Origin of the sequence: Glycomyces tenuis DSM 44171 (assembly GCF_000427885.1) — a bacterium.
Classification (GTDB): Bacteria; Actinomycetota; Actinomycetes; order Mycobacteriales; family Micromonosporaceae; genus Glycomyces; species Glycomyces tenuis.
The window spans coordinates 261,021-287,296 of sequence record NZ_ATYW01000004.1 but is presented as its reverse complement, the minus strand read 5'-3'; the positions used below and the strand labels follow the sequence as shown (position 1 = coordinate 287,296).

At 74.1% G+C, this 26,276-nt stretch carries 26 protein-coding genes and 1 pseudogene; 7 read left to right on the top strand and 20 right to left on the bottom strand.

Annotation, left to right across the window (positions count from 1 at the left end):
• Positions 1-87: 87 nt before the first annotated feature.
• From YWW_RS0108445 to YWW_RS0108435, 3 genes are read left to right on the top strand one after another with little or no spacing between them, the layout of a single operon-like run.
• The gene (locus YWW_RS0108445) at positions 88-1,182 is read left to right on the top strand and encodes an alcohol dehydrogenase catalytic domain-containing protein (protein ID WP_026929790.1); all 1,095 of its coding nucleotides are present in this window, start codon (positions 88-90) and stop codon (positions 1,180-1,182) included.
• A 35-nt stretch (positions 1,183-1,217) separates the two neighbouring features.
• Positions 1,218-1,970 carry a 3-oxoacyl-ACP reductase FabG gene (gene fabG / locus YWW_RS0108440; RefSeq protein ID WP_026929789.1) on the top strand — a complete coding sequence of 251 codons (753 nt, stop codon included), beginning with the start codon at positions 1,218-1,220 and terminating at the stop codon, positions 1,968-1,970.
• Positions 1,967-2,428: a MaoC family dehydratase gene (locus YWW_RS0108435; RefSeq protein WP_026929788.1), complete on the top strand. Its 462-nt coding sequence runs from the start codon at positions 1,967-1,969 to the stop codon at positions 2,426-2,428. The genes fabG and YWW_RS0108435 overlap by 4 nt, the downstream gene beginning before the upstream one ends.
• Before the next feature lie 20 nt (positions 2,429-2,448).
• On the opposite strand, the gene YWW_RS0108430 is transcribed toward YWW_RS0108435, so the two are convergent.
• Genes YWW_RS0108430 through YWW_RS0108410 form a run of 5 tightly spaced genes read right to left on the bottom strand, consistent with a single transcriptional unit; the run spans position 2,449 to position 6,991 of the window.
• Entirely contained in the window at positions 2,449-3,216 is a 768-nt protein-coding gene (locus tag YWW_RS0108430) for an ABC transporter permease (RefSeq protein ID WP_051325529.1), read from the bottom strand.
• Positions 3,213-3,950 carry an ABC transporter ATP-binding protein gene (locus YWW_RS0108425; protein WP_026929786.1) on the bottom strand — a complete coding sequence of 246 codons (738 nt, stop codon included), beginning with the start codon at positions 3,948-3,950 and terminating at the stop codon, positions 3,213-3,215. The genes YWW_RS0108430 and YWW_RS0108425 overlap by 4 nt, the downstream gene beginning before the upstream one ends.
• Positions 3,943-4,503, bottom strand: coding sequence for a TetR/AcrR family transcriptional regulator (locus tag YWW_RS0108420; RefSeq protein ID WP_026929785.1), 561 nt, complete (start codon positions 4,501-4,503; stop codon positions 3,943-3,945). The genes YWW_RS0108425 and YWW_RS0108420 overlap by 8 nt, the downstream gene beginning before the upstream one ends.
• Positions 4,504-4,560: 57 nt before the next feature.
• Positions 4,561-5,784 carry an acetyl-CoA C-acetyltransferase gene (locus YWW_RS0108415; protein ID WP_026929784.1) on the bottom strand — a complete coding sequence of 408 codons (1,224 nt, stop codon included), beginning with the start codon at positions 5,782-5,784 and terminating at the stop codon, positions 4,561-4,563.
• A 34-nt stretch (positions 5,785-5,818) separates the two neighbouring features.
• Complete coding sequence (locus YWW_RS0108410) at positions 5,819-6,991, bottom strand: acyl-CoA dehydrogenase family protein (protein ID WP_035696361.1); 1,173 nt, start codon at positions 6,989-6,991, stop codon at positions 5,819-5,821.
• Positions 6,992-7,131: 140 nt separating this feature from the next.
• On the opposite strand from YWW_RS0108410, the gene YWW_RS0108405 reads away from it, so the two are divergent.
• Positions 7,132-7,557 carry an acyl-CoA thioesterase gene (locus tag YWW_RS0108405; RefSeq protein WP_026929782.1) on the top strand — a complete coding sequence of 142 codons (426 nt, stop codon included), beginning with the start codon at positions 7,132-7,134 and terminating at the stop codon, positions 7,555-7,557.
• On the opposite strand, the gene YWW_RS0108400 is transcribed toward YWW_RS0108405, so the two are convergent.
• The 12 genes and pseudogenes from YWW_RS0108400 to YWW_RS0108345 all read right to left on the bottom strand — a co-directional run bounded on the left by YWW_RS0108400 (position 7,547) and on the right by YWW_RS0108345 (position 19,359).
• Positions 7,547-9,133 (bottom strand): AMP-binding protein, encoded by a 1,587-nt coding sequence (locus YWW_RS0108400; RefSeq protein WP_026929781.1) that lies wholly within the window; start codon positions 9,131-9,133, stop codon positions 7,547-7,549. The genes YWW_RS0108405 and YWW_RS0108400 overlap by 11 nt on opposite strands.
• Positions 9,134-9,156: 23 nt before the next feature.
• Positions 9,157-10,365 (bottom strand): acyl-CoA dehydrogenase family protein, encoded by a 1,209-nt coding sequence (locus YWW_RS0108395; protein WP_026929780.1) that lies wholly within the window; start codon positions 10,363-10,365, stop codon positions 9,157-9,159.
• Positions 10,365-11,426 carry a phosphotransferase family protein gene (locus YWW_RS0108390; protein WP_026929779.1) on the bottom strand — a complete coding sequence of 354 codons (1,062 nt, stop codon included), beginning with the start codon at positions 11,424-11,426 and terminating at the stop codon, positions 10,365-10,367. The genes YWW_RS0108395 and YWW_RS0108390 overlap by 1 nt, the downstream gene beginning before the upstream one ends.
• A 181-nt stretch (positions 11,427-11,607) precedes the next feature.
• Positions 11,608-12,750: pseudogene (locus YWW_RS37955) on the bottom strand (ABC transporter substrate-binding protein); the annotation flags it as partial.
• 5 nt (positions 12,751-12,755) lie between these two features.
• Positions 12,756-13,796 (bottom strand): branched-chain amino acid ABC transporter permease, encoded by a 1,041-nt coding sequence (locus YWW_RS29070; protein ID WP_035704198.1) that lies wholly within the window; start codon positions 13,794-13,796, stop codon positions 12,756-12,758.
• Positions 13,793-14,671, bottom strand: coding sequence for a branched-chain amino acid ABC transporter permease (locus YWW_RS0108375; protein WP_026929778.1), 879 nt, complete (start codon positions 14,669-14,671; stop codon positions 13,793-13,795). Before YWW_RS0108375 ends, YWW_RS29070 begins: the two co-directional genes overlap by 4 nt.
• A gap of 10 nt (positions 14,672-14,681) precedes the next feature.
• Entirely contained in the window at positions 14,682-15,398 is a 717-nt protein-coding gene (locus tag YWW_RS0108370; protein ID WP_026929777.1) for an ABC transporter ATP-binding protein, read from the bottom strand.
• Positions 15,395-16,144 carry an ABC transporter ATP-binding protein gene (locus tag YWW_RS0108365; protein ID WP_035696366.1) on the bottom strand — a complete coding sequence of 250 codons (750 nt, stop codon included), beginning with the start codon at positions 16,142-16,144 and terminating at the stop codon, positions 15,395-15,397. Before YWW_RS0108365 ends, YWW_RS0108370 begins: the two co-directional genes overlap by 4 nt.
• Positions 16,145-16,256: 112 nt before the next feature.
• Complete coding sequence (locus YWW_RS0108360; protein ID WP_026929775.1) at positions 16,257-16,982, bottom strand: glucose 1-dehydrogenase; 726 nt, start codon at positions 16,980-16,982, stop codon at positions 16,257-16,259.
• A 60-nt stretch (positions 16,983-17,042) separates the two neighbouring features.
• Positions 17,043-18,014, bottom strand: coding sequence for a zinc-binding dehydrogenase (locus YWW_RS0108355; protein ID WP_026929774.1), 972 nt, complete (start codon positions 18,012-18,014; stop codon positions 17,043-17,045).
• Positions 18,015-18,018: 4 nt separating this feature from the next.
• Positions 18,019-18,606, bottom strand: coding sequence for a TetR/AcrR family transcriptional regulator (locus tag YWW_RS0108350; protein WP_026929773.1), 588 nt, complete (start codon positions 18,604-18,606; stop codon positions 18,019-18,021).
• A 12-nt stretch (positions 18,607-18,618) separates the two neighbouring features.
• Positions 18,619-19,359 (bottom strand): SDR family oxidoreductase, encoded by a 741-nt coding sequence (locus YWW_RS0108345; protein ID WP_035696368.1) that lies wholly within the window; start codon positions 19,357-19,359, stop codon positions 18,619-18,621.
• Positions 19,360-19,473: 114 nt separating this feature from the next.
• On the opposite strand from YWW_RS0108345, the gene YWW_RS0108340 reads away from it, so the two are divergent.
• Positions 19,474-20,235 (top strand): Sir2 family NAD-dependent protein deacetylase, encoded by a 762-nt coding sequence (locus tag YWW_RS0108340; protein WP_035696370.1) that lies wholly within the window; start codon positions 19,474-19,476, stop codon positions 20,233-20,235.
• An 83-nt stretch (positions 20,236-20,318) separates the two neighbouring features.
• Positions 20,319-20,888: a dihydrofolate reductase family protein gene (locus YWW_RS0108335; protein WP_026929770.1), complete on the top strand. Its 570-nt coding sequence runs from the start codon at positions 20,319-20,321 to the stop codon at positions 20,886-20,888.
• An 18-nt stretch (positions 20,889-20,906) separates the two neighbouring features.
• On the opposite strand, the gene YWW_RS29065 is transcribed toward YWW_RS0108335, so the two are convergent.
• Positions 20,907-24,098: an AfsR/SARP family transcriptional regulator gene (locus tag YWW_RS29065; protein ID WP_051325526.1), complete on the bottom strand. Its 3,192-nt coding sequence runs from the start codon at positions 24,096-24,098 to the stop codon at positions 20,907-20,909.
• Positions 24,099-24,230: 132 nt separating this feature from the next.
• On the opposite strand from YWW_RS29065, the gene YWW_RS33890 reads away from it, so the two are divergent.
• Positions 24,231-25,079: a hypothetical protein gene (locus tag YWW_RS33890; protein ID WP_155830020.1), complete on the top strand. Its 849-nt coding sequence runs from the start codon at positions 24,231-24,233 to the stop codon at positions 25,077-25,079.
• Between the two features lie 86 nt (positions 25,080-25,165).
• Here YWW_RS33890 and YWW_RS0108320 read toward each other — a convergent pair whose 3' ends face one another.
• Both YWW_RS0108320 and YWW_RS0108315 read right to left on the bottom strand, forming a co-directional pair.
• Positions 25,166-25,744, bottom strand: coding sequence for a hypothetical protein (locus tag YWW_RS0108320; RefSeq protein WP_026929769.1), 579 nt, complete (start codon positions 25,742-25,744; stop codon positions 25,166-25,168).
• Positions 25,741-26,184, bottom strand: a complete 444-nt coding sequence (locus tag YWW_RS0108315; protein ID WP_026929768.1) for a hypothetical protein — start codon at positions 26,182-26,184, stop codon at positions 25,741-25,743. Before YWW_RS0108315 ends, YWW_RS0108320 begins: the two co-directional genes overlap by 4 nt.
• Positions 26,185-26,276 lie beyond the last annotated feature (92 nt).

Below are 26,276 nucleotides of genomic sequence, written 5' to 3'. Positions count from 1 at the left end.
GTCGGTATGATGTTGTCACCGTCCAGAGCCGCAAGCCCGCCACCCGAACCCGAGCGAACGCTCACCCATCTCCAAGAGGAGGCCCCCGTGCAGATCACCGGTGCCGTGCTGGAGCACTGCGGCGCTCCGGCGCCGTTCGCGAAGTCCCGCCCCGTCTCCATAGGGCCGCTCGAGCTGGAGCCGCCGGGGCCCGGCGAACTCCTGGTGCGGATCGAGGCGGCCGGACTGTGCCACTCGGATCTGTCCGTCGTGGACGGCAGCCGCGTGCGGCCCACCCCGATGCTGCTCGGGCACGAGGCCGCGGGCATCGTAGAGGAGGCCGGGCCGGGCGCCGACGTCGCGGTCGGGCGGCGCGTCGTCATGACCTTCCTCCCCCGCTGCGGGCGCTGCGACGCCTGCCGGACCGAGGGCCGCCTCCCCTGCTCGGTCGGCAGCGCCGCCAACGCCGCGGGCACCCTGGTGGGCGGCGGGATCCGCCTGCGCCGCGGCGGCGCGGCGGTGAACCACCACCTGGGCGTGAGCGCCTTCGCCACGCACGCCGTCGTCTCGGAGACGTCCGTCGTCCCCGTCGACGACGACGTGCCGCCCGACATCGCCGCCCTCCTCGGCTGCGCCGTCCTCACCGGCGGCGGCGCCGTGGTCAACGCGGGGCGGCCCGGCCCCGACGACGCCGTGGCCGTCGTCGGCCTCGGCGGGGTCGGCATGGCCGCGCTGCTCGTCGCCCTCGCCCTCGGCCACAAGGTGATCGGCGTCGACGCCGTGCCGGCCAAACTGGACTTGGCCCGCGAGCTCGGCGCTGCCGCCCACACCCCGGCCGGGGCCGCCGACGCCGAGCTGCGCACCCCCGTCGTGATCGAGGCCGCCGGATCGGCCCGCGCCTTCGAGACCGCCTGCGCCGTCACCGCGCCGGGCGGCACCACCGTCACCGTCGGCCTGCCGCACCCCGACGCCCGCGCGAGCATCGCGCCGCTGGGCCTGACCGCCGAGGCGCGCGTCATCGTCGGCTCCTACCTCGGCTCGGCCGTGCCGAGCCGCGACATCCCGCGCTATGTGGAACTGTGGCGCTCGGGCCGGCTGCCGCTCGACCGCCTCGTCTCCGACCGCATCGAGCTCGCCGAGCTCCCGACCGCGCTGGACCGCCTCGCCTCCGGCGAGGCGCTGCGCCAGCTGATCGCCTTCTGACACCGCACTGCAAGCACCGCCGAAAGGACCGACACATGACCGGACGCACCGCCATCGTCACCGGCGCCGCCCGCGGCATCGGGGCCGCCACGGCCCGCCGCCTCGCCGCCGACGGCCACGCCGTCGCCGTGCTCGACCTCCTGGAAGACCAGGCCCAGGCGACCGCGGCGGCCATCGCGGCCGACGGCGGCCGTTCGCTCGCGATCGGCGTCGACGTCGCCGACGAGGCGGCGGTGGCCGCCGCCGCCGACCGGGTCGCCGCCGAGCTGGGCGCGCCCACCATCCTCGTCAACAACGCCGGGATCCTGCGCGACAACCTGCTGTTCAAGATGTCCGCCGCCGACTGGGACGCCGTGATGGGCGTGCACCTGAGGGGCGCCTTCCTCATGTCGCGGGCCGCGCAGGCGCACATGGTCGAGGCGAAGTGGGGCCGGATCGTGAACCTGTCCAGCACCTCGGCGCTGGGCAACCGCGGGCAGGCCAACTACGCCGCCGCGAAGGCCGGGATGCAGGGCCTGACCAAGACCCTCGCGTTCGAGCTCGGCAGGTTCGGCGTCACCGCGAACGCGGTGGCGCCCGGCTTCATCGAGACCGAGATGACCAGGGCCACCGCCGAACGCGTCGGCGTGCCCTTCGAGGACTTCCTCGCGGCCGCCGCAAAGGAGACGCCCGTGGGTCGCGTGGGGCGGCCGGAGGACATCGCCGCCGCGGTCGCGTTCTTCTGCTCCGAGGAGGCGGGCTTCGTCTCCGGGCAGGTGCTGTACGTGGCGGGAGGGCCGAAGGCATGAGCGGCGTCGAATTCGACTCCCCCGCCGCGCTCGCCGAGGCGCTGGGGGCCCGGGCGGTGAGCGAGTGGTTCGCCGTCGACCAGGCCCGCATCGACGCCTTCGCCGACGCCACCGGCGACCACCAGTGGATCCACGTCGACCCCGAGCGGGCCGCCGCCGGGCCCTTCGGCGGGCCCATCGCGCACGGCTACCTGACGCTGTCGCTCCTCCCGGCGCTCACCCAGGGGCTCTTCACGATCAGCGGGCTCGCCATGTCGGTGAACTACGGGCTCGACCGGCTCCGGTTCCTCCAGCCGGTGGCGGCCGGGGCCCGCGTGCGGGCCGTCGTGGAGCTGGCCTCGGCCGAGCCCGCGGCACGCGGCGTGCGCGCCGGATACGACGTGACCGTCGAGATCGAGGGCTCGGCCAAGCCCGCGCTCGTGGCGCGGACGATCACGCTCTACGTCCCCGAGGGCTGAGGCCCGCGAGGGGCCGCGCGTCAGCGGTCGAGTTGGAGGCGGTTCCAGGCGCGGGCGGTGAGGGCGCCGAACGCGACCGCGGTGAGCGGCACCAGGCCGAGCTGGGCGGGCGTGACCGCGTTCAGGTCCAAGGCCCAGAAGGCCGGTGCGGCGAGCGGGAGCCAGGCGCCCTGCCGCGGGAGGGCGAGGGCCGCGGTCTGCGCGACGACGATGAGGCCGACCGCGGTCGCGACGCCGGCCATCGGACCGCGGCCGAGCGTGGCGGCCCACGCCGCAGGGGTCGCGAGGAGGCCGCTCAGCGCGGTCAGCGCGAACAGCCGGACGAGCCCGGCGGCGCTCGCCGCGTCGATGCCGCCGAGTCCGATCGCGAGGCCGACCCCGGCGACGAGCACGGTGAGGGCGAGCCCGACGAGGGCGGTCCAGGCGAGGTGGACCAGGAGCTTGGCCGTCACCAGTGCCGGGCGGGTGGTCGGGATCGCGAACAGGCCGTTGATCGTGCCGTCGGTGAATTCGCGGCCGAAGCTCCAGCTCAGCGTGATGCCGAAGGTCAGCAGCGCCCCGGCGGCCACGATCTGCGTCACGACGGCCAGCAGCAGCGCCCAGCCGGTGGCGTCGGCGAGCGGGCCGAGCTTGGCCGCGATCTGCTCGCTGCCCGCGCCGACCGCGGCGGTCAGGGCGGCGCCGAGCACCGCGACGCCCGCGACGAGGAGGACGGCGGCGGTGCGGAGGACGCGGGAGGCCGCGGCCTTGCGCGCCTCGGCCCACAGGGCGTCGCCCAGGCCGTTCACGGCCGGTCCCCGCGGTCGGCCCGCCGGTCGTCTTCGAGCACCAGGTCGAAGAAGGCGCGTTCCAGGTCGGCGCGGTCGCGGTCGAGCGTGCCGATGACGAGGCCGCGGTTCATGACCGAGATCCGGTCGGCGACGCGCGCGACTTCGTCGAGGTGGTGGCTGGAGACGAGGACGCCCGCGCCGCGCGAGGCCCGTTCGCGCAGCGCCTCGCGCAGCGCGATCACCCCTTGGGGGTCGAGGGCGTCGGTCGGCTCGTCGAGGACCAGCAGGGACGCGTCGCCGAGCAGCGCCGCGGCCAGGCCGAGGCGCTGCCGGTTGCCTTTGGACAGGCGGGCGGCCCGGACCCGGCCGTACCGCGCGATGCCGAGCCCGGCCAAGGCGCCCTCCACCGCGTCCGCGGCCCGCCCGGCGGGGATGCCGCGCAGGCGCGCGGCCACTTCGAGGTTCGCGCGGACGCTCAGCTCGGGGTAGGCGAAGGGCCGGTCCAGCAGGTGCCCGACGCGGCTCCAGTCGGAGGCGGGCATCCGGTCGAGGGGGACGCCGCCGATGCGGACGGCGCCCGAATCGAGCCGGATCATGCCGAGCACGGCGCGCATCAGGGTGGTCTTGCCGGCGCCGTTGAGTCCGACCAGGGCGTGGATCTGCCCCTCGCGGACGCGCAGCGACGCTCCGAGCACCCCGGCGGCGGGGCCGTAGGCGCGGACGGCGCCGGTGATCCGGAGGCGGTCAGGCACGGTCGGTCTCCAGGACGTCCAGGGCGGCGCCGATCGTCTCGGCGAGCGTGCGCCGGCCGCCTCGGGCCCACTCGTAGAGCGCGGCCGTCAGCGACGCGATCGCGGCCTCGGCCGCGACGCGCGCGGCGAAGGGGTCGGCGCCGTCGGCGGTGAGCCGGTCGCCGATCGCGGCCGTCGTGGCCTCGTTCTGGGCGGCGGCGGCCGCGCGCAGCGCCGGGGTGCAGGCGATGAGGCGCACGCGCCGCCGGACCGTCCCCAGCTCGGTTTCGGACAGCTCGCCCAGCGCCGAGCGCAGGCCGCGGGCCGTGCGGGCGAGCGGCGCCTCGGCGGCGGGCCGGGCGCCGATCGCCTCGGCGATGACGGGGTCGAACGGGTCGGTCAGGACCGACTGCTCTTTGCCGCCGAAGTGCCGGAAGAACGTCATCTCGGTGACGCCGGCCGCCGCGGCGATCTGGCCGACGCTCGTCGCCTCGAAGCCCTGGCGCTCGAACAGTTCCAGGGCGTGCTCGGCCAGGACTCGGCGCGTGCGCTCACGCTTGCTCGGCTGCTCCACGCAATAAATGTTACTCACTAACATTTCGTGGCGCAAGGGCGGCCCGGCGCGCTCGGCTCACAGCCGCTCGAGGACCATCGCCATGCCCTGGCCGCCGCCGACGCACATCGTCTCGAGGCCGTAGCGTCCGCCGGTGTCGGCGAGCGCGTTGAGGAGCGTGGAGGTGATGCGCGCGCCGGTCATGCCGAAGGGATGGCCGACGGCGATCGCGCCGCCCTTGACGTTCAGGCGCTCGTCGTCGACGCCGAGTTCCCGCGCCGAGGGGATCACCTGCGCGGCGAAGGCCTCGTTGATCTCGACGAGGTCCATGTCGTCGATCGTCAGGCCCGCCAAGGCGAGCGCGCGGCGGCTCGCCTCCACCGGTCCGAGGCCCATGATCTCCGGCGAGAGGCCGCCGACGCCCGTCGAGACGATCCGGGCGATGGGATCGAGCCCGAGTTCGTCGACGATCCGCTCGGAGACCACGACGAGGGCCGCGGCGCCGTCGTTGAGCGGGCAGGCGTTCCCGGCGGTGACGGTGCCGCCGGGCCGGAACACCGGGTCCAGCGCCGCCAGTTTCTCGACCGTCGTGCCCGGCCGGGGGCCGTCGTCGGCCGCCACGACCGTGCCGTCGGGGAGCGTCACGGGGGTGATGTCGCGGGCCCAGAAGCCCTCGGCGATCGCGCGTTCGGCGCGCTGCTGGCTGCGCGCGGCGAAGGCGTCCTGCTCCTCGCGGGTGACGCCGCGCAGGGCGGCGACGTTCTCGGCGGTCTGGCCCATCGCGATGTACGGGTCGGGGAGGCGATCGGCCTCGCGCGGGTCGGTCCACTGCGGATCGCCGCCTCCGGCCCGCTTCGCGGTGCGGGCCACGGCATCGGCGAAGACCGGGTTCTCCAGCTCCGTGCCCGGAATGCGGTCGCTGGAGCCGATGTCCATGCCGCTCACCGACTCCACGCCGGCCGAGACGAACACCTCGCCCTCCCCGGCCTTGATCGCGTGGAAGGCCATGCGGGTGGTCTGGAGGCTGGAGGAGCAGTACCGCGTCACCGTGGCGCCCGGCACCGTGTCCCAGCCGAGCAGGACGGCCACGATGCGGGCCATGTTCATGCCCTGGCGGCCGCCGGGCATGCCGCAGCCGAGCAGCAGGTCGTCCACGCGGGCCGGGTCGAGTCCGGGGACCTTGTCGACGGCCGCGCGGACCATCAGCGCGGCGAGGTCGTCGGCGCGGACGTCCTTCAGCGATCCCTTGTGGGCGCGCCCGATGGGCGAGCGCGCGGTGGCGGCGATGTAGGCCTCGGTCATGGTGGTCCTCCTTGCGGTGGTGGCGTCGGAGCGGTCAGACGAAGGCCTGGCGGCCGGTGATCGCGCGCCCGACGATGAGGTTGTTCATGTCGCGGGTGCCTTCGTAGGAGTAGACGGCCTCGGCGTCGGCGAAGTGGCGCGCGACGCCGTGGTCGAGTTGGATGCCGTTGCCGCCCAGGATCTCCCGGCAGCGGCCGACGGTCTCGCGCATCCGCGCGGTGACGAAGGCCTTGGCGAGGGCGGAGTGCTCGTCGTTCTGGCGGCCCTCGTCCTGCATCTGGGAGGCGCGGACGCACATGCCCAGGCTCGCGGTGATGTCGGCCAGGGAGTTCGCGAGCTTGTCCTGCACGAGCTGGAAGGAGCCGATCGGCTTGCCGAACTGCTCACGCTCGGCGGCGTAGCGCACGGCGGCCTCGTAGGCGCCGACGGCGATGCCGACGGCCTCCCAGGCGACTCCGGTGCGGGTGAGCCTGAGGATCTGCGCGACGTCCCGGAAGGACTCGACGCGCTGGAGCCGGTCGGATTCGGGGACGGCCGCGTCGGTGAGCGTGATGTCGGCGTTCTGCACCGAGCGCAGCGACTGCTTGCGCTCGATCTTGACCGCCTCGAAGCCGGGCGTGTCCTTGCGGACGAGGAAGCCCTTGACCCGGTCGTCGGCGGTGTCCTTGGCCCAGATGACGGTGACGTCGGCGAAGGTGGCGTTCCCGATCCAGCGCTTGGCGCCGTTGAGGATCCAAGTATCGCCCTCGCGGGTGGCGGTGGTGCGCAGGCCGCGGGCGACGTCGGAGCCGGACAGCGGCTCGGTCAGGCCGAAGGCGCCGATCGCCTCGCAGCGGCCCAGGCGCGGCAGCCATTCGGCGCGCTGCTCCTCGGAGCCGCCGACGCCGATCGAGGTCATCGCCAGGCCGCTGGTCACGCCGACGAAGGTCGCGAAGGAGGCGTCCACGCGCGCGAGCTCGAGGCCCGCCCAGCCGCGGAAGACGGCGCTGTTCTCGAAGCGGGCCGACTCGGGCCACGCCGCGCCGACCACGCCGGTCGCGGCGATGCCGGGGATGAGGTGGTGCGGGAACTCGGCGCGGTCCCAGTACTCGTCCGCGACGGGGCGGACCTCGCGCTCCATGAACTCGCGCAGCGCCAGCGCGGCCTCCCGTTCCACGGGCGTGAGCAGGTCCTGGAAGGCGTAGCAGTCGGCGTCCAGCAGCGTCATCGTCTCTCCGTTCCTCGCCGAGCCGGGCCGCACATTCCGACCGGTCGGTCTGTGTCTAGTATGCAACATTATCCGCATCGTCGGACCCAGCGTAGAGCGGGTCCGCGCCAATCGGGCACCGCCGCCCCGAAGGAGCTGCCATGACCGGCTACCGCCATCCGTTCCCGCTGCGCTGGAACGACAACGACCAGTACGGCCACATGAACAACACCGTGTACTACGAAGCGATGGACACGGCGGTGAACACCTGGATGATCCGCCACGCCGGCCTGGAGGTGTCAGGCCCGGTGATCGGGGTGGCGCGGGCGTCCTCGTGCGAGTTCCTCGCCTCGGCCTCGTTCCCCGAGGTCCTCGAGGTGGACGTGGCCGTCGCCCGGCTCGGGGGCACCTCGATCACCTGGGACCTGGCGATCCTGCGCCGCGGCGCGCCGGACCGGAGCGGGGCGCTGGCCCGCGGCACGTTCACGCACGTGTTCGTGGGCCGAGAGGACCGCCGCCCGGTCCCGGTCCCCGAGCCGATCCGCTCGGCGGTGACCGAGCGGCTCGAGGTCCACGCTAGGAAGTGAACCGGGCGACGAGCTCCCGCTTGAGAACCTTGCCGCTCGGACCCAGCGGGAGCTCGTCCACGACGTGCACCACCCGCGGGTACTTGTAGGCCGCGACCTTCTCCTTCATGTGGGCCACCACCGCCGCCGGGTCCACGGACGCCCCTTCGGCGGGGACGACGGCGGCGTGCACCTCCTGCCCGTGCGTCTCGTGCGGCAGCCCGAACACCGCGGCGAGCGCCACGCCGGGGTACGCGGCGAGCACGGCCTCCACTTCGGAGGGGTACACGTTGTAGCCGTTGCGGATGATCATGTCCTTCTTGCGGTCGACGATCGTGACGATGCCGTCGGCGTCGACGGTGCCGAGGTCGCCGGTGCGGAACCAGCCGTCCACGACGGCGGCCTCGGAGGCGTCGGGGCGGCCGAGGTAGCCCTTCATGAGGTTGTGCCCGCGCACGACGATCTCGCCGAGCGTGTCCGGCTCGGCGATCAGCTCGATCCGCCCTTCGGTCTTCGCCTCGGCGACGGCGACGTCCACGCCCCACATGGGACGGCCCACGGTGCCGGGCCGGATCGGCTCGAAGACGGTGTTGAAGGTGCACGAGGGCGAGGTCTCGGTCAGACCGTAGCCCTCGTGGACCTCGGCGCCGTAGGCCTCCTGGAACGCCTCCAGCAGCGCCGGGGGCAGCGCCGCGCCGCCGGAGACGGCGTACCGCAGCGGCGGGCGCTCGGGGTTGCGCGCGGCGGCGGCGACCATGCCGGCGAAGTTCGTCGGGACGGCCGTGAACGCGGTCGCCCCGTGCCGCACCAGGAGCTCCAGCGCCTCGTCGGGATCGAACTTCGGCAGCAGGATGATCGAGGCGCCGACGCGGAAGGCGATGTTGAGCACGGCCATCTGCCCGAAGGAGTGGAAGAACGGCAGGCCGCCGTAGACGATGTCGTCGGCTCGCATGTCGAAGGAGTCGATGAGGGAGCAGTGCACCTGCTCGATCATCGCCAGGTGCGAGCCGACGGCGCCTTTCGGCGTGCCGGTGGTGCCCGAGGTGTACAGGATCGTCGCGGCGGCGAGCGGGTTCATCGGGGTGTGGCGGACGATCGGGGTCGCCGCCTCCGCCTCGGCCTCCAGGCGCGCGACGGGCGCGCCGCCGAGCTCGAGCCCGTCAGGGGCCAGGACCGTCGCCAGCGGGACGCCCGCCCGCGCGGCGGCGGGGGCGGCCTCGGCGAGCATGGGCGCCGCGGCCACGACGAGGTCGGCCTCGGCGTCGGCGAGGACGAACGCGATCTCATCGGCCTTGAACAGCAGGTGGATCGGGACCACGACGGCGCCGAGGGACAGGGCGGCGTAGTAGACGCGCGGGAAGTCGGGCACGTTCGGGACGATCATCGCCACGCGCGAGCCGGGGCCGATCCCCCGCGCGGCGAGCGCGCCCGCGTAGGCGCGGGTCTGGTCCCACAGGGCGCCGTAGGGGATGGTGCGGCCCATGAAGTGCAGGGCGGGCCTCTCGGGGGCGCGGCGGGCGGTCTCGGCGAGGATGCTCGCGATCGAGAGGGTGCCGTAGCCGGGGCCGTCGACGGCGGTGTCGGTTCGGTGCGTCATGCTTTCCTCCAAAAGGGAGTCTTTCAGGATTGCCGCCGCAGCTCGGCCCTGCCGAGCGCGGCCAGGTGGACCTCGTCGGGGCCGTCGGCGAGGCGCATGGCGCGCGCGGCGGCGAACATCGCGGCCAGGGGCCGGTCGCCGGACAGCCCGGCGGCGCCGAACAGCTGGATCGCCCGGTCGAGGATGCGCTGCACGGCGCGGGGGACGGCGATCTTGATGGCCTGGATCTCTGTCATGGCGCGCTGGTTGCCGACGGTGTCCATGAGCCAGGCGGTCTTGAGCACGAGGAGGCGCAGGGCCTCGATCTCGATGCGGGCCTCGGCGGCCCAGGCGCGGACGGCGCCCTTGTCGGCGAGCGGCCCACCGAAGGCGACGCGCTCGGCCGCGCGGGCGCGGACGAGGTCCAGGGCGCGTTCGGCCATGCCGAGCGCCCGCATGCAGTGGTGGACGCGCCCGGGGCCCAGGCGCGCCTGCGCGATCGCGAAGCCGCCGCCCTCCTCGCCGAGGAGGTTCGACGCGGGCACGCGGACGCCGTCGAAGGCGATCTCGGCGTGGCCGCCGTGGTCGCGGTCGTCGTAGCCGAAGACGGTCAAGGGCCGCACCACGGTCACGCCCGGCGTCCCGCGCGGGACCAGGACCATCGACTGCTGCCGGTGCCGCGGCCCCGCCGGGTCGGTCTTGCCCATGACGATGAGCAGGGCGCAGTCGGGGTTCATGGCGCCGGTGGCGAACCACTTGCGGCCGTCGATGACGAACGCATCGCCGTCGCGGCGGATGCGGGTGGCGATCCGCGAGGCGTCCGAGGAGGCCACGGCGGGTTCGGTCATGCAGAACGCCGAGCGGATCCGCGCGTCCAGCAGGGGCTCGAGCCATTCGGACCGCTGCTCGGGCGTGCCGAAGTGGGCCAGCAGCTCCATGTTCCCCGTGTCCGGTGCGGCGCAGTTCATCGCGGCCGGGGCGAGCCTGGGGCTGCGCCCGGACAGCTCGGCGACGGGCGCGTACTGGAGGTTCGTGAGCCCGGCGCCGTGCTCCCCGGGCAGGAACAGGTTCCACAGCCCGCGTTCGCGGGCCTCTCGCCGGAGGGAGCGGACGGCGGGGCGAGTCGACCAGTCGTCCGCGGCGGCCTCCACTTCGGCCTCGAACACCGGCTCGGCGGGGAGCACGAGCTCGTCGACGAAGGCGCGCGTCCGCTCGGTCAACTCGGCGGTGCGCGCGTCGGGGGCGAAGTCCATCAGGCGTCCTTTCCGGCCGACGCGCGCGCCAGCCCCTCCTCGGCCAGCGGCGCGACGAGCGCGCCGATCCTGTCGAAGCCCTCGCCGACGGTCTGGCCGCCGGTGTAGCGGTAGTGGATGCCCTCGAGGATCACCGCGAGCTTGTAGCAGGCGAAGGCGCGGTACCAGGACAGATCGGGGACGGCCGTCCCGGAACGGGCGGCGTAGGCGTCCACGACCTCGTCGAACTCGGGGTAGCCCGCGCCGGGCGCGATCGCGCTCGAGGCGACCGGGCCGCCGGGCAGTTCGCGGATGTGCCAGTACATGCCGAGCATGCCGAGGTCCACCAGCGGGTCGCCGAGCGTGGCCATCTCCCAGTCGAGGACGGCGGCGACGCGCGGCGCGTCCGGCTCCCCGGCGACGATGAGGTTGTCGAGCCGGTAGTCGCCGTGGACGACGCCCGAGCGCCTCCCGCTCTCGGGCACCGAGCGCGCGAGGCGGTCCTGGAGCGCGTCGAGGGCGGGCAGTTCGCGCGAGCGGGAGGCGTCGTACTGCCGCCGCCAGGTCGCCATCTGCCGGTCGAGGTAGCCGCTGGGGCGGCCGAAGTCGCCCAAGCCGACCGCCTCGGGGTCGGCGGCGTGGAGCTCGGCCAGCACCTCGGCCAGTTCGAGGCCGAGCCGCCGCAGGCCGGAGGCCGTCCACTCCCGGTTCTGCGCGGGATCGGACAGCACCCGGCCGGCAACGTGCTCCATGACGAAGAAGTCCGTGCCGGTCACCTCGCCCGCCTCGGCGTCGTCGACGAGGTCGACGGTGGACGGCACGGGGACGACGCCCCGCAGCGCCGAGATGACCCGGTGCTCGCGGCGCATGTCGTGCGCCGTCGACAGGACGTGGCCCAGCGGCGGGCGGCGCAGCACGAGCGGCACGGCCGCGCCGTCCACCCGGTAGGTGAGGTTGCTGCGTCCGCCGCCGATGAGCGCGGCCGTCAGCGGGCGGCCGCGGGCCAGTTCCGGGTGCTCCCGAGTCAGCCACCGGCCCAGGCCGTCCACGTCGAGCCCGGGCGCCGCGGTCGACTTCGCCATGCGGTTTCCTTTCCAGTCGTGCGCCCCGGCGCTGCGCCGGGGCGCGGGTCACTCGCCGGAGTCCTCCGGCGGGGACGCCCTCGTTCTCGAGCGGCACCGGTTCGGCTTCGACGGGCGTCACCCGGCCCGCGTCGACGCTGTAGACGGCGTCCACGTAGTCCTGCACGCCCTCGTTCACGGCCGTGATGCCGACGCTGCGGTACGCGGCGTGGTCGTCCTCGCCGTAGGAGAGCGGCACGATGCCGTTGCCGAGCAGCTCGCCGGACTCGACGGCGGCGACGAGGGACTCGCGCGTGGGGTCCTCCCCGGCGGCGGCGAGCGCCTCGGCGAACAGGTAGCCCACGCTCATGCCGAAGACGGTGTTGCCGGTGAACGGCGCGCCGTCGTTGTACTCGTCGTTGATCTGCCGGAACAGCTCGACCCACGGGTCGTCGGCGCTGAAGGGCAGGTAGTTGACGCTGACCATGCCCTGGAGGAGCTGGGGTGCGAGGTCGTCGCCGAGGTAGCCGACGAGCGTGGGGTAGTCGCCGCCGGAGGAGGAGACGTACCACTGCGGGAACCAGTCGAGCTCGGCGGCGGTGCCGACGGCGAGCGCGGTGAAGCCGTTGATGGTGCCGAGCACGTTGACCTCGCAGCCGGCCTCCATCATGGCGCCGATCTGCGCGGAGACGTCCTCGTTGGAGGTGGAGTAGGTCTGGATCTCGGCGATCTGGTTGCCGCCGACGACGGCCTCGACGCCTTCGAGGATGCCCTCGCCGTAGTCGTCGTCCTGGCCGAGCACGCAGATCGCCGCGTCGGGGTGCTGCTCCATCGCGTACTGGGCGAGGGCGGCGCCCTCGGTGACGTAGTCGGCGTTGAAGGCGAAGGTGTTCGGGTAGACGCCGGGCTGGTTCCAGTTGAGGGAGCCGGAGGAGACGAACAGGTCGGGCACGCCCTGCTCGTCGAGGTAGTCGAGCACGGTGGTGTGGGTGGGGGTGCCGAGGCCGTTGACGATGGCGAGGACCTCGTCCTCGGTGACGAGCTCGCGCACGACATCCTGGGTGTTCGCGGGGTCGTAGGCGTCGTCCTTGACGATGTACTCGATGTCGCGGCCGTGGATGCCGCCGTTGTCGTTGACGTAGGCGAAGTAGGCCTCGGTGGCCGCCGAGATCGTGGAGTATCCGGCCGCGGCCGGGCCGGTGAGGGGCTGGTGGGTGCCGATGGTCACCGTGTCGTCGGTGACGCCGGGGGTCTCGTCCTCGTCGGGGGTGCTGCATGCGGCGGCGCCGAGGAGCGCCGCGGTCGCCAGGGCCGCGAGGGCCGCCCTGCTCTCGGGGGTGTGCATTCCGATCACCTCTCTGTGTTCGTGGAAAGCGCTGCGTCTTCGGAAGGGATTCGGTCCTTGATGGGTTTTCCGGTTCGGGTCCGGCCGGTGAGGAGGCTCGCGATGCCGCCGGGCCGGGCGAGGGTCACCGCGATGACGACCGCGCCGAAGAGGAGGACGGCGAGGTTCCCGGTGAGCCGCTGCCCGAGGTCGGCGGGGACGGCCTCGGCGGCGGTGTCGACCAGCCACGGCAGTGCGACGACGAGGACGGAGCCGATCGCGGCGCCGCCGATGCTGCCGAGCCCGCCGATGACGGCGGCGACCACGAGCAGCAGGGAGAAGGCGAGTCCGTAGCCGCCGGGCGCGACCTGCTGGGTGGCGATCGCCAGCACCGCGCCGCCGAGTCCGGCGGGGATCGCGCTCGCGAGGAACGCGCCCGTCTTGACCAGCGCCGGGTCCACTCCGGAGAGCCGGGCGGCGGTCTCGTCGCCGAGCACGGCCCGCATGCGCAGGCCCGCCCGCCCGCTTCGGAGGGCGACGAGCGGGGTCACGGCCGCCGCGCTGACGGCGATCGCGAGCCAGGCGTGCCACTGCTCGACCGCGATGAGGGCCGAGAGCGCCTCCGGCACCGGGAAGAACGGCGCGGGGCGGCCCTGCTCGCCGCCGAGCGGCAGGACGTTCGCCGCCGAGGGCAGGGCGATGACCAGGGCGAGGGTGAGCCCGGCGAGATAGGGGCCGCGGAGGCGCGCCGCGGCCAAGCCGAGCAGGAGTCCCAGGACGCCGGAGGCGGCCGCGGCGCCGCCGAGCCCGGTGAGGAGGACGAGCGGCCAGGGGGCGGTCTCCTCGACGGCGGTGGCCGCCGCGGCGTAGCCGTAGCCGCCCGCGGCCATGAGGACCGCGTGGCCGAGGGAGAGCTGGCCGGTGAGTCCGACCAGGACGGTCAGGCCGGCGACGGCGGCGAAGACGCCCGCGGCGGTGGCGAGCTGGTAGTTGCGGAAGGGGTCGAGTCCGAAGGTCGCGGCGATCGCGGCGAGGGTGATGAGCGCGGCGCGCAGGGTGAGTCTCATGCCCGCCTGGCCTCCTTCGGCGCGAAGAGGCCGCCGGGCCGCAGCAGGAGCACGACCATCAGCAGCGCGAGCACGGCCAGCGGGGCGGCCGAGGCCGAGACGTACCCGGTGACGAGGCCGGAGAGCACGCCGACGCCGATCCCGGCCGCGAGCGCCCCGAGCGGCGAGTCGAGCCCGCCGACCACGGCCACGGCGAAGGCGTTGACGAAGAGCAGGTCGGCGGCGTGCGGGTTGAGCCCGAGTTCGGTGGGCACCAGCAGGAGTGCGGCCAGGGCGGCCGTCGCCACCGAGAGCGTCCAGCCGAGGGTGACCATCCGCGGCACGCGCACCCCCAGGAGCCGGGAGGTCTCGGGGGCGAAGGCCGCGGCCCGCAGCCGCAGGCCCAGCGAGGTCCGGGTGAACAGCAGCGCGAGCGCGCCCATGACGGCCGCGGCGGTGACGAGGACGAACAGCTCGTAGGGGGAGAGCACGGGGACGCCGCCGATGACGAAGGGGCGCTCGGAGAACGGCGGGCGCATCGGCCGGTGCTCGGGCCCGAAGGCGATCGCGAGCCCGGACTGGAGCACCATCACCAGTCCGATCGCGACGATCATGCCGGGCAGCGGCGTCAGGTGCGGCAGTCGCCGCATGAGGCCGCGTTCGACGGCCGCGCCGAGGAGCGCGCCGATGGCGAGCCCGCCCGCGAGCCCGAGCCAGTACGAGCCGGAGGCGGCGGTCAGGGCGAAGGCGGCGTACACGGCGACCACCGCCATGGCGGCCTGCGCGAAGTTCACCACCCTGGCCGCGCGCCACACGATGACCAGGGACAGGGCGAAGAGCGCCAGGACGGCGCCGCGCGCCAGTCCGGTCGAGAGGAGGAAGACGAAGCGGTCCACTGGGCTCCTTTCAGAATCCGAGGTAGGCGTGCCGGAGGGCGGGGTCGGCGGCGAGGGAGGCGGCGGGCCGGTCGGCCACCGCCTCGCCGAGGGACAGGACCACGCCGCGGTCGGCGACGGACAGGGCGCCGGTGACGTTCTGCTCGGCGAGGAGCACGGTCAGGCCGGTGCGTTCGGCGGTGTCGCGCAGGACCCCGAGGAGCTGGGAGACCACGAGCGGGGCGAGCCCGAGCGAGGGCTCGTCGAGCAGGAGCACGGTGGGGTCGGCGACGAGCGCGCGGGCCAGGGCGAGCATCTGGCGCTCGCCGCCGGAGAGGGTGTGCCCGGCCGCGCCGCGGCGGCGGGCGAGCGGTTCGAACAGCTCGTAGGCGGCCTCGACGGCGCGGGTGCGGGCGGGGCCGCGGTGGCGCCACAGGGCGCCGAGGCGGAGGTTCTCCTCGACGGTGAGCTCGGCGACGACGCTGCGTCCTTCGGGGACGAGCGCGAGGCCGCGCCGCACCCGGTCCTCGGTGGACAGTCCGCTCAGGTCTTCCCCGTCGAGCAGGACCCGGCCGCCGCGGGCGGGCACGAGGCCGCAGGCGGCGCGCAGGAGGGTGGTCTTCCCGGCGCCGTTCGCGCCCAGCAGGGCGACGACGGCGCCGTCGGGGATCTCGAGGCTCAAACCGGCGATGACCGGGGCGCCGTCGCCGTAGCCGACGGTCAGCTCGTGGAAGGCGAAGGTGCTCATGGGGCGGCCTCCAGGCCGAGGTAGGCCTCTTCGACGGCGGGGTCCGATCGGACCTCGTCCGGTTCGCCGGAGGCGATGACCTTCCCGAAGTCGAGGACGACCACGCGGTCGGCGACGTCCATGACGAAGTCGACGTGGTGCTCCACGAGCAGGACGGCGCATCCGGCGCCCGCCACGGCGCGGACGGTCGCGGCGAGGGCGGCGATGTCGGCCTCGCCGAGGCCGCCGGCGGGCTCGTCGAGCAGGAGGAGGCTGGGTTCGGTGACGAGGGCGCGCGCGAGCGCGAGGCGTTTGCGCTCGGGGTACGGGAGCGTCCCGGCGGGGCGGTCGGCGGCCTCGGCGAGACCGAGCTCGGCGAGGGCGGCAAGGGCCCGCTCTGTCCGGCGGGCGGCGGGGCCGCCCAGGCTCGACAGCGGGACGAGGACGTTCTCGAGGACGGTCATCCGCTCGAAGAGGCCGAGCCCCTGGAGGGTGCGGGCGACGCCCGCGGCGAGGAGGCGGGTGGGCCGCGGCGGCGCCGAGCGGCCCGCGATCCGCACGCTCCCGGCCCGGGGGCGCACCAGGGCGCACACGGCGTTGAAGACGGTGGTCTTGCCCGCGCCGTTCGGTCCGATGAGGGCGACGGTCTCGCCGTCGCCGACGGCGAAGGAGACGCCGTCGAGGGCCGTCAGGCCGCCGAAGGCCACTTCGAGGCCGGTGACCTCGAGTCGGGGCACCGCGCTGCGGGGAGGGGTCGTGGTCGTCATCGTCGGGTTCGGCACCTCTTCGTGTCGGGGGGTAATGTCTGTCACTCTACATGAAATACCGACCGGACGGTATGTCACTGGCGCAGGGAATTCACCTCGCCGCGCCGACAACTCAGCGGTGCGGGACGCCCGCGGTCATGCCGCCGTCGACCACGAGCTCGGTGCCGGTGAGGTACGCCGAGGCCTCGCTCGCGAGGAACAGGACCGCCCCGGCCAGGTCGGCGGGGACGCCCGGGCGGGACAGCGGGATGACCAGCGCTTCGGGGTCGATCCGCGTCGTCATGTCCGTGGCGATGAAGCCGGGGTGGATCGAGTTCACCCTGATGCCCGAGGGCCCGAGCTCGACGGCGAGGGACTTGGTCAGCCCGCGCACCGCGAACTTCGAGGCCGTGTACCCGTGCAGGCGGGCACTGCCGCGCAGCCCCTCCACTGAGGAGACGTTGACGATCGAGCCGCGCCCGGCGGCCTTCATCGCGGGCACGACGGCCCGGCAGCCGAGGAAGGTGCCGGTGAGGTTCACCCCGATCACGGCGTGCCACTTCTCCAGCGAGAAGTGCTCGATCGGCGCGGCGTTGGCGATCCCGGCGTTGTTCACCAGCGCGTCGACGGCGCCGAAGGACTCGACGGTCTCCGCGACGACGCGGGCCCAGGCGTCCTCGTCGGTCACGTCGAGTTCGGCGAAGCGGGCGCCCTCCCCCAGCTCGGCGGCCAGCGCCTTGCCCTCGGCGGCGAGGACGTCGGCTATGACGACGCGCGCCCCGGCCTCGTGCAGGGCCCGAACGTAAGTCTCGCCGATGCCGCGCGATCCGCCGGTCACGACCGCGACGCGCCCGCTCATGTCCGCCACTGCCGCTCCTTCACCGCACCGTCGACGCGCATATATCCACAGTTGACATACTCATGACGCGACCCGCACCACGAGCCGCCCGGTCGTCGTCCCGCCCGCGAGCCGCTGGACCGCCGACGCCGCCGCTTCGAACGGCACGACCTCGCTCACCGCCGGGCGGACGACGCCCTCCTCGGCCAGATGCGTGAACTCCTCGTGCGCCCGGTCGACGAGCTCGGGGCGCCGCTGCTGGTACAGGGCCCAGTGCAGGCCGAGCACGCTGTAGTTCTTCACCAGGGCGTGGCCCGCGGGGACCGTCGGCATCTCGCCGCTCGCGAAGCCGACCACGACGATGCGGCCCTCGAAGGCGACGCAGCGCGTCGAGCCCTCGAACGCCGCGCCGCCCACGGGATCGAAGACGACGTCGGCGCCCCCGTGGTCGCGTTTGACCGCGGCCGCCCAGTCGTCCTCGCGCAGCAGGACCTTCCCGGCGCCCGCGGCCCGGGCGACCTCGGCCTTGGCCTCGTCGCCGACCACGCCGACCACCTCGGCGCCCGCCGCGGCGCCGAGCGCGCAGGCCGCCGTGCCGACGCCTCCGGCGGCGGCGTGCACGAGGAGGGTCTCGCCGCGGCGGATCGCGGCGCGGCGGTGCAGGCCGAACCAGGCCGTCTGGTAGGCGATGGTCAGCGCGGCGGCGGCCGCGTCGTCGAGCGAGGCGGGGGCGGGGCGGACCGCCCGGGCGGGCACCGTCGCGTACTCGGCCATCACGCCGATCTTCGATCCGACGACGCGCTGCCCTTCCGCCAGGCCGGTGACGCCCTCGCCGAGCGCGGCGACCTCGCCGCACAGCTCGATGCCGGGGGTGAACGGCAGTTCGGGGCGCTCCTGGTACCGGCCGCGGGCCAAGAGCACGTCGGGGAAGTTCACGGCCACGGCGCGGACCCGGACGAGGACCTCCCCCGGACCGGGCCTCGGCGCCTCGACCTCCCGGAGCGCCATCACCCGCTCGGGCTCGCCGTGCGCGGTGACGTGCCAGGCCCGCATCGTCTCAGCCATCGGTCCTCCTGATGCCGCGCAGGAACAGCTCGGTGAGCTGCTGGGCGACCTCGGTCTTGTCCTCGGGGCCCTCGGGCGAGTACCAGTGCGATAGGTAGTGGACGTCGGAGAAGAAGTGCGCGATGAGCACCGAGACCGGGACGTCGTCGCGGAGGGCGCCCTCGGCCTGGCCGCGGGCGATGAGCTCGGCGAACTCGTCGTGGTACTCGCGCCTGCGGCGCTTGACCTCGCGCTGCCGCTCGGGGGTGAGCATGTGCTGGCTGCGGAAGAAGACGGTGCCCTCGGGCAGGAAGTCGATGGAGGTGACGACGACGTCCTCGCACACGGCCCGCAGCACGTCCACGGCGGTGTCGCCGCCCTGCTCGATGATCTCGTCGAGCCGTCGCTTCTGGAGCGAGAGCATCCGCTCGTAGATCGCGAAGAGCAGGTCGTCCTTGGACGTGAAGTAGTGGTACATGGCGCCCTTGGTGACGCCCGCGGCCTTCACGATCTGCTGCACGCTGGTATTGGCGTACCCCTGGGCGGCGAACAGTTCGAGGGCGGCGCGGAGCACGTCGTCGGCGACGTTCGTGGTCTTCATGGTTCCCATCCTTCACCCCACCGGCCTGATGCTCGCGCCGCCGTCGACCTTCAGGGTCTGGCCGGTGACCCACGCGGCGTCGTCGGACAGGAGGAACGCGGCGGGCCCGGCCACGTCCTCGGGCACGCCGAGGCGGCCCAGCGGGTAGGCTCGGGCGACCCGCTCCTCGCGGCCCTCGTAGAGGGCCCTGGAGAGCTTGGTCTTCACGACGGCGGGCGCGAGGGCGTTGACGCGGACGGCGGGCGCGAGCTCCTCGGCGAGCTGGGCGGTCAGGTTGATCAGCCCGGCCTTGGAGACGCCGTAGAAGCCGATGTTGTCGCTGGCGGCGGTGCCCGCGATCGAGGCCGTGTTCAATACGGACCTGAGGTTCCCGGCGGCGAGGGCCTCGCGCGTCCACTCCAGTGCCGCGAGGACGTTGACCTCGAAGATCTTGCGGGCGACGTTCGCGTCGAGCTCCGCGAGCGGCCCCCAGGCGGGGTTGACACCCGCGTTGTTGACCAGGTGGTCGAGTCCACCGAAGCGCTCGACGGCGTGGGCGATGGCGGCGGCGCGGTGCGCGGCGTCGTCGGCCCGTCCGGCGACGCCGGAGGCGCGCGCTTCGCCGAGGCCGGCGACCGCCTCCTTCAGGGCGTCCTCGTCGCGTCCGGTGACGACCACCGAGGCCCCTTCGGACACCAGGCGCCGGGCGACGGCGAGGCCGATGCCCCGGCTCGCTCCGGTGATCAGGGCGACTCTGCCCGCGAATCGATCCATGCACAACTCCGTACCGTCTGGTCGGTTTGTAGATGACCTTATCACGTGCCCCGCGCCCGAGGGGCCGCCCGGCCCGCCGGGCCGAAGCGGTACCTTCGTGGAGTGACCGCCCCCATGACCCCCGAGGCGGAGGCCGCCCGCTGGCTCGAGAAGGCCGCCGCCGTCGCCGTGCTGACCGGCGCCGGGATCTCCACCGACTCCGGCATCCCCGACTTCCGCGGCCCCCAGGGCGTGTGGACGAAGAACCCGGCCGCGCAGTCCCTGTTCACCATCGAGAACTACCTGGCCGACCCCGAGGTGCGGCGCCAGGCGTGGCGGGCCCGGCTGGCCAGCCCCGTCTGGGAGGCCGAGCCCAACGCCGCCCACCGGGCCCTCGTCGAGCTCGAGGCGGACGGGCGCCTGACGGCGATCCTCACCCAGAACATCGACGGCCTGCACCAGCGGGCCGGCTCGGCGGCCGAGCGGGTCGTCGAGCTCCACGGCACCGCCCGATGGGCGGCATGCCTCGACTGCGGCGACCGCGCCCCCATGCCCGAGGTGCTCCCCAGGATCGAGGCGGGCGAGGACGACCCGTCCTGCCTGCGGTGCGGCGGGATCCTCAAATCGGCCACGATCTCCTTCGGCCAGCGGCTGGACCAGGACGTGATCGCCTCGGCCGTCAAGGCCGCCACCGAATGCGAGCTGTTCATCGCGATCGGCACCTCGCTGACCGTCCACCCCGCGGCCGGGCTGTGCGACTGCGCGCTCGAGGTCGGGGCCCGGCTGGTCATCGTGAACGCCGAGCCCACCCCGTACGACCGCTACGCGCACGCGGTGCTGCGCGAGCCGATCGGCGAGGTCCTCCCCCGCCTGGTGGCGGCAGTCAGGCGATCGTAAGAAAACCGTAAGGGCCGGGCGGCACGATGGTCTCATCAGGTCGACGGCACCGGGCCGCCGACGGGAACGCAAGGGGAACCGCCATGCGCAAGCTCATCGAATCCACGTTCGTGTCACTGGACGGCGTCATCAGCGACACCGACCCCTCCACGGCCTCCCGGGCCGAACCGCAGCACTGGGGCCAGCCGTACTGGGACGAGGACCACAACAACTACGCCGGGAAGCTGCTGGGCTCGGCCGGCGCCTTCCTGCTGGGCCGGGTCACCGGCGAGGCGTTCGCCGAGGCCTGGTCCACCAGGGAGGGACCCGAGGCGGAGGTCTTCAACAACACGCCGAAGTACATCGCCTCGCGGACCATCACCGAGATCGACTGGAACGAGGCCACCGTCCTCCAAGGCGACGTGGCCGAGGCGGTCGCGGAGCTCAAGGAGCAGCCGGGCAAGGACATCCTCAAGTGGGGCACCGGCGAGCTGGACCGCGCGCTCGTCGAGCACGGCCTGATCGACGAGTTCCACTTCTGGTACTTCCCGGTCGTCGTCGGCGCCGGCAGGCACCTGTTCGAAGGCGCCGGCTTCGACACCACCCACCTCAAGCTGGCCGACATCGAGCGCTTCGACTCCGGCATCGCCGTGCACGTCTACGTTCCCAAGTAGACCTCCGCCGCACGAGACTCAGGCCCGGTCCCCCTCCGCGAGGGACCGGGCCTCGTCGGCTCCGAGCCCGGTGCCGCTCGCGAACAGCTCGTCGAAGCGCGGCTCGGCGGCGCGGACGGCGGCGGTGATCCGCTCGACCTCGGCCCGGTCCATGTCGGACAGCGGCACCTCGGAGGCGCTCCGCATGGCCTCGGCGGCGCCCAGCAGCCGCGCGGCCGCCTCGGAGCGGCCGCCCAGCGCGAGCGCCTCGGCCATGCCCGTCAGCACCAGCGCCGCCTCGCGGCCCGAGCCCTGCCCGCGGGCCACGTCCCAGCTCCGGCCGTGCCATGCCAGGGCCGCGTCCGGATCGCCTCGCCGCGCGGCGAGGTGCCCCAGTTCGACCAGGACGATCGTCAGGTACATCGGGTGGCCGCCGTCGGTCCGCTGCTCGTCGGCGCGCTCGAGCAGCCACCGCAGATGCTCCTCCGCCAGGTCGAGCCTGCCGTCGCGCCGGGCGGCGAAGGCAAGGGTGATGGTGGCGAAGACCTCCACGGCCAGCGGCCCCTGCTCGGCCGTCAGCCGCTTCGCCTGCTCGGCGTGCTCGGCGGCGGCATGGAGGTCGCCGACCTGGAACGAGAGCCATGCCAGCCAGGAGAGCTGCCCGGCCACATCGGACCACAGGCCGAGGTCCTGGGCGAGGTCGAGGCCCTGGCGGGCGATCCGCACGCCCCCGGCGTAGTCGCCGGTCAGATCGGCCAGGCCGATCAGCCAGTCGCCGGCCTGGAGAGCGCCCCAGTCGTCGCCGAGCTCGCCGAAGAGTTCGGCGCTGCGGCGGGCGTCGCGTTCCAGGGCGGCCAGGTCGCCGTGGAAGTGCCCGAGCATGGCGCGGGTGCTCAGCGCCGCGGCCTCGCCCCAGCGGTCGCCTCGGGACCGCGACATGCGCAGCGCCGGCTCCAGCAGCTCCATCGTGACGGCCTCGTCGCCGAAGTCGATGACGGCGTTCGCCAGGAACCACGCGAGGCGGGTGTGCCCGTCCGGGTCCTCCGAGCCGTCGAGCTCGCGCGCCGCCGCCACCGCGAGCGCGGCCTCAGCCCGTCCCTGGAGGGCCGCGAAGGCGGTGTGCCAGGCCCCGGCGATGGCGCGGAGCGGTTCGGGCGCCTTGCCTTCGACGGCGAGCGCGGTCTCCAGGGCCCGGCGCGCCTCGGTGAGGCGGCCGCGCAGGTGCCAGTGCCAGACCAGGGCCACGGCGAGCCGCAGGGCGTGCTCGGCGGCGCCCTCGCGGCGGAAGGTCTCCAGGGCGGCGCGCAGGTTCGCGGCCTCGGCGTCGAGGCGGTGGAGCCACTGTCGCTGCTCGGGTCCGCGCAGGAGCGGGTCGGCGCGCTCGGCGAGGGCCAGGTAGTGCTCGGCGTGGCGGCGCCGCAGCGCGGCCTCCTCTCCGGCCTCGCGGAGGCGTCCCTGGCAGTAGGCGCCGACCGATTCCAGCAGCCGGAGGCGGCCATCGTCGCCGCGGGCCACCAGGGAGCGGTCCACCAGTCCCGCGACGAGGTCGAGCACCTCGGCCTCGGCGACGCCCTCCCCGGCGCACACCGCCTCGGCGGCGGCGAGGACGCACCCGCCGACGTGGACGGACAGGCGGCGCAGCACGGCGCGTTCGGCGTCGGTGAGCAGGTGCCAGCTCCAGTCGATGACGGCGGCGAGGGTGCGCTGCCGGTCGGGCGCGTCGCGCGGTCCGGTGCCGAGCAGGCCGAAGCGGTCCTGCGGCACGCGCAGGCGGGCGGCCAGCTCGTCGACGCCGAGCGCCGGGGCGCGGGTGGCGGCCAGTTCGAGCGCGAGGGGGATGCCGTCGAGGCGGCGGCAGACCTCGGCCGCGGCGGCGACGGTCCGCGGCTCGGCCCCGAGTCCGGCGCGGGCGAGGAAGAGCCGCACGGCCGGCGCGTTCGCGAGGCGCTCGGGGTCGTCGGTGTCGGGGAGTTCGAGCGGCGGCAGCTCGAAGCGGGCCTCGCCGCGCAGCCGGAGCGGTTCCCGGCTGGTGGCGAGCACGCGCAGTCCGGGAGCGGCGGCGAGCAGTTCGGCGACCAGGTCCGCGACGGGCTCGGCGACGTGCTCGCAGTTGTCGAGCACCAGCAGGGTCCGCCGGTGCCGCAGGGCCGCGGCGAGCCGTTCGCGCTCCGTCTCGGCGCTGCCCGGCGCGTCTGGGATGGACAGTGCGGACAGGACCGGCCCGGCCGCCTCGCCCGCCCCGTCCCACGCGGTCAGGTCGACCATCCACACGCCCTCGGGGCAGGCCTCGATCTGGGCTCTGGCGGCGGCGACGGCGGCGCTGGTCTTGCCGACGCCGCCCGGCCCGGTGAGGGTGACCAGCCGGCCGGCAGCGAGCAGTTCCCTGATGCGCCTGAGGGCGTGGTCCCTGCCGATCAGCTCGGTGACCGGGGCGGGCACGTTCGCGGCGGGGCCGACGGCGCGCGGCGGGGGCGCGGGCGGGTCCTCGGCGGGATCCGCGGCGAGGACGGCCCGGTGCAGGGCCGCCAGCTCGGGGCCGGGGTCCAGGCCCAGTTCATCGGCGAGGAGGCGGCGCAGTTCCGCGTAGCCGTCCAGGGCCTCACCGGTCCGCCCCGAGCGGTGGAGGGCCCGCATGTGGGCGGCGCGCAGCCGCTCCCGGTAGGGGTGCGCCGCCACGGCCTCGGCGAGCTCGCCGGTCAGTTCGCGGTGCTCGCCCAGTTCGAGCCGGGCTTCGGCGGAGGATTCGAGGGCGGAGAGCCGCTGCTCCTCCCATCTGGCGACGGTCGTGCGGGCGAAGGCCTCGTCGGCGAAGTCGGCGAGGGCGGGGCCGCGCCACAGGCCGAGGGCCTCGCCGAGCAGCGCGGCGCGCGTCTTCGGCTCGGCGGCCCGCCGGGCCCGGTCGGTCAGGGCGGCGAAGCGCAGGGCGTCCACCGCCTCGGGGGCGGTGCGCAGTGCGTAGCCGGGGGCCTGGGAGACGACGAGTTCGCGGCCTCCGGCCTCGGCCCCGGCCAGGGCGCGACGCAGCTGCGAGACGCGGACGTGGAGCGCCGCGGCCGGGTCGGCGGGCGCGGCCTCGCCCCACAGGTCCTCGACGAGGCGGTCGGCCGAGACGGGGCGGCCCTCGTGGAGGAGCAGGTCGGCCAGGAGCGCCCGGACCTTGCGGCCGGGGATCGCGACCGGTTCGCCGCGGTCGTTCCACACGGTCAGCGGCCCGAGAATTCCGAATTGCACGATCCCAGGCTACGAGCCCGCTCCGGCGGCGAAAAAGGGGGCGGATATGCGTCGCAAGCTGGCAATTTGTCGTACATAGGAACTAAAATTGGGGATAAGGGTGTACTCGAGGGGAAGAGGAGTTGCCTGCACATGGTTCAGATCGATTCTCGCGCGCCGGTGCCCGAGCCGGTCCGCGCACGCGCGTCCGCCGAGGCGGAGAGCGCCCTCCCGGCCGATCACGCCGACGCCGCCGACAAGGTCGGCGCGCTGGTGTTCCTGTCCGACGACGTCCACGTCACCACTGAGCGGGTGGCGCGGTTCTACGAGGTGCCGGTCGAGGACGTCCGGGGCCTCATCCGGCAGCACCGCAGGGAGCTCCAGGCCGCCGGGCTCACCGCTCTCCGCGGCGAGCGCCTGCGGGCGTTCAAGGGGCGGCACGCGGGCCGCCTGTCCGAGCACGACCTCCGGTCCTCGCAGCTGACGGTGTGGTCCCGCGGGGCCGTGCTCGCCGCCGGCCAGCTGCTGCCCGACTCCCCCGTGGCCGCTCAGGTGCGGCGGTTCCTGCTGTCGGCCGAGGAGTCGGCCGCCGTCGACCGCCGCCTGGAGACGGCGCGGTTCACGCGGTTCCAGGAGCGGGCCGACTACCGGGGCGTCCTGCACTCGCTGAAGCTGGGCGGCGCCGTCTCGGAGGACTACCGCCTGATCCAGAACACGCTCTACGCCGGGCTGTTCGGGATGACGGCGGCCGTCATCCGGGAGAGCCGCGTCCAGCGGGACGGCGACCGCAAACGCGACGGCTCGTTCACGGCCGCCTCGGCGCGGATCGCGAAGAACTACCTCACGGAGAACGAGCTGGAGCTGCTCGACAACGTGACGGTGACCATCAACGCCCAGTTGAACATCAAGTACCCGCGCGGCGCCACGGTCGACCAGATGCTCGGCGTCGTCTACAACGCCGTCGCCCTGTTCCGCCCCCGGATCCTGAGGGCCACCGCCTAGCGGCTCCCCGGGCGCGGCCCGGACGGCTCCGCTGCGGAGCCGTCCGGGTCGCCGACCCGCGGGCGGAACGGCGGCGGGTCGCACGGCTACGCCAGGAACACGAGCCCGGCCGCGACGATGACGTCGATGACGGCGCACGCCTCGGCGTAGGAGCGCGAGACGACCTTGTCGAGCCGGTGGTGGACGAAGTCCCAGACACCATGGGCCAGCCACGCCGCGGCGACGACGTACCGGGCCGCCTCCGAGTCGAGCGCCAGGGCGAGCAGCGTGAGCGCGCCGAACGCGACCATGCCGACGGCCTGGAGGCGGACCATGCCGTCCTTGAACAGCCGCCCGTCGACCGCGCCCCAGACCAGCACGACCGCGGCGAGGGCGCCGAAGACCAGCGAGGGCCGGACCAGGCCGATGAACTGGATCGCGGTCATGACGGCCGAGAGCGCCACGACCACCGGCCACGACCACCGGCGCAGGCCGAACTTCGCGATGAGCAGGTACTCGAGGGCCAGGAGCGGGATGAGCTCGCCGAAGGCCGTCACCATCTCGGCGTCGATCGCGCCGGAGCCGAAGATCAGCGCGCCGAACGCGAGGGCGATCGCGGTGGGCCAGCGCCGCAGGAGCCAGCGGCCCCGGCCGGCGCGTTCGCTTTGCGTCGCAGTGGTGCTCATGACGGCCGCCCGCCGTACTCGCCGCGGCGGCGCAGCATGGCCAGGAACATGAGCGGGAACATCGCGAGGTGCTCCAGGAGCATCGCGGTGTCCGCGCCGAGGGCGCCGAGCCGCACGAACGGGACGAGGACGAGCGCCGGGGCGATCATCACCGCGGCCATCTCCAGCGTGCCGGCCCAGCCGTGGCCGCGGACGCGCATCCAGACGACCATGCCGATCGACATGTCCAGGGCCATCTCCAGGATGGTCAGCTCGGGGTGGGTGGCCATGCCGTACTCGACGCCGGCCAGGGCCACGACGCCGCGGACGAGGCCGCCGAGGACGAACATCCCGGCGAGCATCGCGACGACCATCTCGACGTAGTGTATCAGGAAGCGCCGTTTGCCTTGGGCTCCATGGTGGTGCGTGTGGTGCGCCGGGCGGCGCTCAGTGGTCTGCATGGGAAACTCCTTCGTACGGGGGCGGGGTATCCGCCCGTTGCATCCACGGTCGCAGCCGCGCGGCGCCGCCAGTAGTGCCGAAAGCCGACGAC

Bases quoted from the DNA above. Each gene is read 5' to 3' on its own strand.
- fabG (WP_026929789.1), top strand. From the start codon at position 1,218: ATGACCGGACGCACCGCCATCGTCACCGGCGCCGCCCGCGGCATCGGG.
- YWW_RS0108435 (WP_026929788.1), top strand. From the start codon at position 1,967: ATGAGCGGCGTCGAATTCGACTCCCCCGCCGCGCTCGCCGAGGCGCTG.
- YWW_RS0108415 (WP_026929784.1), bottom strand. From the start codon at position 5,784: ATGACCGAGGCCTACATCGCCGCCACCGCGCGCTCGCCCATCGGGCGC.
- YWW_RS0108410 (WP_035696361.1), bottom strand. From the start codon at position 6,991: ATGACGCTGCTGGACGCCGACTGCTACGCCTTCCAGGACCTGCTCACG.
- YWW_RS0108405 (WP_026929782.1), top strand. From the start codon at position 7,132: ATGACCGGCTACCGCCATCCGTTCCCGCTGCGCTGGAACGACAACGAC.
- YWW_RS0108400 (WP_026929781.1), bottom strand. From the start codon at position 9,133: ATGACGCACCGAACCGACACCGCCGTCGACGGCCCCGGCTACGGCACC.
- YWW_RS0108395 (WP_026929780.1), bottom strand. From the start codon at position 10,365: ATGGACTTCGCCCCCGACGCGCGCACCGCCGAGTTGACCGAGCGGACG.
- YWW_RS0108390 (WP_026929779.1), bottom strand. From the start codon at position 11,426: ATGGCGAAGTCGACCGCGGCGCCCGGGCTCGACGTGGACGGCCTGGGC.
- YWW_RS29070 (WP_035704198.1), bottom strand. From the start codon at position 13,796: ATGAGACTCACCCTGCGCGCCGCGCTCATCACCCTCGCCGCGATCGCC.
- YWW_RS0108370 (WP_026929777.1), bottom strand. From the start codon at position 15,398: ATGAGCACCTTCGCCTTCCACGAGCTGACCGTCGGCTACGGCGACGGC.
- YWW_RS0108365 (WP_035696366.1), bottom strand. From the start codon at position 16,144: ATGACGACCACGACCCCTCCCCGCAGCGCGGTGCCCCGACTCGAGGTC.
- YWW_RS0108360 (WP_026929775.1), bottom strand. From the start codon at position 16,982: ATGAGCGGGCGCGTCGCGGTCGTGACCGGCGGATCGCGCGGCATCGGC.
- YWW_RS0108355 (WP_026929774.1), bottom strand. From the start codon at position 18,014: ATGCGGGCCTGGCACGTCACCGCGCACGGCGAGCCCGAGCGGGTGATG.
- YWW_RS0108350 (WP_026929773.1), bottom strand. From the start codon at position 18,606: ATGAAGACCACGAACGTCGCCGACGACGTGCTCCGCGCCGCCCTCGAA.
- YWW_RS0108345 (WP_035696368.1), bottom strand. From the start codon at position 19,359: ATGGATCGATTCGCGGGCAGAGTCGCCCTGATCACCGGAGCGAGCCGG.
- YWW_RS0108340 (WP_035696370.1), top strand. From the start codon at position 19,474: ATGACCCCCGAGGCGGAGGCCGCCCGCTGGCTCGAGAAGGCCGCCGCC.
- YWW_RS0108335 (WP_026929770.1), top strand. From the start codon at position 20,319: ATGCGCAAGCTCATCGAATCCACGTTCGTGTCACTGGACGGCGTCATC.
- YWW_RS33890 (WP_155830020.1), top strand. From the start codon at position 24,231: ATGGTTCAGATCGATTCTCGCGCGCCGGTGCCCGAGCCGGTCCGCGCA.
- YWW_RS0108320 (WP_026929769.1), bottom strand. From the start codon at position 25,744: ATGAGCACCACTGCGACGCAAAGCGAACGCGCCGGCCGGGGCCGCTGG.
- YWW_RS0108315 (WP_026929768.1), bottom strand. From the start codon at position 26,184: ATGCAGACCACTGAGCGCCGCCCGGCGCACCACACGCACCACCATGGA.